Origin of the sequence: Microcystis sp. M49636_WE2 (genome assembly GCF_030065375.1) — a bacterium.
In the GTDB taxonomy this organism is placed as follows: domain Bacteria; phylum Cyanobacteriota; class Cyanobacteriia; order Cyanobacteriales; family Microcystaceae; genus Microcystis; species Microcystis aeruginosa_C.
The window spans coordinates 1-3129 of sequence record NZ_JASJFG010000638.1 but is presented as its reverse complement, the minus strand read 5'-3'; the positions used below and the strand labels follow the sequence as shown (position 1 = coordinate 3129).

Annotated in this window: 1 protein-coding gene; it reads left to right on the top strand. The window is 52.7% G+C overall.

From position 1 onward, the window contains the following. Positions 1-3129, top strand: a 3129-nt coding sequence (rpoB, locus tag PX484_RS14825; RefSeq protein WP_288104458.1) for a DNA-directed RNA polymerase subunit beta, incomplete at both ends; no start/stop codon positions are given.

Here is a 3129-nt window from a genome sequence, read left to right as displayed (position 1 = left end):
TCCCCCATCAGCGACTATACAGGTAAATTAGAACTACATTTCCTCGGCCAGGACTACAGACTCAAAGAACCGAAATACAACGTCGATGAAGCCAAACGACGCGATAGCACCTATTCCGTTCAGATGTACGTTCCCACCCGTTTAATCAACAAAGAAACGGGAGAAAACATCGAACAGGAAGTCTTTATCGGCGATTTACCCCTGATGACCGAACGGGGAACCTTTATCATTAACGGTGCCGAACGAGTCATCGTCAATCAGATCGTCCGTTCTCCCGGTGTTTACTACAAAGCCGAAATCGACAAAAACGGTCGCCGCACCTACTCCGCTTCCCTGATTCCCAACCGAGGAGCTTGGTTAAAATTTGAAACCGACAAAAACGGCTTAGTCTGGGTCAGAATCGACAAAACCCGCAAATTATCCGCCCAAGTTCTTCTGAAAGCGATCGGATTGAGCGATAACGAAATCTTTGACTCCCTACGCCATCCCGAATTTTACCAAAAAACCCTCGACAAAGAAGGCAATCCCAGCGAAGAAGAGGCACTCCTCGACCTGTACCGCAAACTACGCCCCGGGGAACCTCCCACCGTCACCGGCGGGCAACAACTGCTCGAATCGCGCTTTTTTGACAATAAACGCTACGATCTCGGGCGCGTTGGTCGTTATAAACTCAACAAAAAACTACGCCTCAACGTCCCCGATAACCAGCGCGTTCTCACCACCACCGACATCTTAGCGGCGATCGACTACCTAATTAACCTAGAATTTGACATCGGCAACACCGACGATATCGACCACCTCGGCAACCGTCGCGTCCGTTCCGTGGGTGAACTGCTACAAAACCAAGTGCGAGTAGGTTTAAACCGCTTAGAAAGAATCATTCGGGAACGGATGACCGTCAGCGAATCCCAAAACCTCACCCCCGCTTCCCTAGTCAACCCGAAACCCCTAGTAGCCGCGATTAAAGAATTCTTTGGTTCCTCGCAACTCTCCCAGTTCATGGATCAAACCAACCCCCTAGCGGAATTGACCCATAAACGCCGCATTTCCGCCCTTGGACCCGGCGGTCTCACCAGGGAACGGGCCGGTTTTGCCGTGCGCGACATTCACCCCTCCCACCACGGTCGCATCTGTCCCGTGGAAACCCCAGAAGGCCCCAACGCCGGTTTAATCGGTTCCCTGGCCACCTACGCTCGCGTCAACGACTACGGTTTTATTGAAACCCCCTGTTATGTGGTGGAAAATGGCCGAGTACGCTATGATCTCCCCGTTAAATACCTAACCGCCGACGAAGAAGACGATCTGCGGGTAGCGCCGGGAGATGTGGCCACCGATGAAAATGGTTATATCCTCGGCGAAACTATCCCAGTGCGCTATCGGCAGGAATTCTCCACCACTTCCCCCGAACAAGTGGACTACGTTTGCGTTTCCCCCGTCCAAATTGTCTCGGTGGCCACTTCCCTGATTCCCTTCCTTGAACACGACGACGCTAACCGCGCCCTCATGGGTTCTAATATGCAACGACAAGCGGTTCCCCTGCTGCGTCCCGAACGTCCCCTTGTGGGGACCGGATTGGAAGCACAGGCCGCTCGCGACTCCGGCATGGTCATCGTTTCGCGTACCAATGGGGTCGTTTCCTACGTCGATGCTAACCGGATTCGCATCAAAGTGGCGGATGAAGACAAAGAGATTTTTGGTAAGAGCGAGATCGAGTACGAAATTCAGAAATATCAACGCTCTAACCAAGATACCTGCCTAAATCAGCGTCCTTTAGTCTATCAAGGGGAACAGGTTGTCCCCGGGCAGATCCTCGCCGATGGTTCCGCCACCGAAGGAGGAGAAATCGCCCTCGGACAGAATATCCTCGTCGCCTATATGCCCTGGGAAGGCTATAACTACGAAGACGCAATTTTAATCAGTGAAAGACTGGTGGCACAAGATGTCTATACCAGTATCCACATCGAAAAATACGAAATCGAAGCCCGTCAAACTAAACTTGGACCGGAGGAAATCACCAGGGAAATTCCCAACGTCGGTGAAGATGCCCTGCGAAACCTCGATGAACGCGGCATTATTCGCGTCGGTGCCTGGGTAGAAGCCAGCGATATCCTCGTCGGGAAAGTCACCCCGAAAGGCGAATCAGACCAACCTCCTGAAGAAAAACTACTGCGGGCAATTTTCGGCGAAAAGGCACGGGATGTACGCGATAACTCCCTACGCGTCCCCAACGGCGAAAAAGGTCGGGTAGTAGATGTGCGGGTATTTACCCGCGAACAGGGGGATGAATTACCCCCCGGGGCTAATATGGTGGTGCGGGTCTACGTTGCCCAAAAACGCAAAATCCAAGTGGGCGATAAAATGGCGGGTCGTCACGGCAATAAAGGGATTATTTCTCGGATTCTGCCCCTAGAAGATATGCCCTACCTACCCGATGGTCGCCCCGTCGATATCGTTCTCAATCCCCTAGGGGTTCCCAGTCGCATGAACGTCGGTCAGGTGTTTGAATGTTTACTGGGTTGGGCCGGCGAAAATCTGGGCGTGCGCTTTAAGATTACTCCCTTTGACGAAATGTATGGGGAAGAAGCCAGCCGTTTAACCGTCCACGGATTGCTCGAAAATGCCTCGAAAAAACCTAATCGCGATTGGGTGTTCAAAGAAGAACACGCGGGTAAAGTCACCGTCTACGATGGTCGCACCGGCGAACCCTTTGACCGTCCCGTTACCGTCGGTATGGCCTATATGTTAAAACTGGTTCACCTAGTTGATGATAAGATTCACGCCCGTTCTACCGGTCCCTACTCCTTGGTTACTCAGCAACCCTTGGGCGGTAAAGCTCAACAGGGGGGGCAGCGTTTCGGAGAAATGGAAGTCTGGGCCCTGGAGGCCTACGGGGCGGCCTATACCTTGCAGGAATTGCTAACGGTGAAATCCGACGATATGCAAGGACGGAATGAGGCTTTAAATGCGATCGTAAAAGGCAAGCCGATCCCCCGCCCGGGTACGCCAGAATCCTTTAAGGTTTTGATGCGAGAATTGCAATCCCTCGGCCTCGATATCGCCGTTCACAAGGTGGAAAATGCCCCCGATGGTACTTCCCGCGATGTGGAGGTGGATCTGATGGTCGATGTC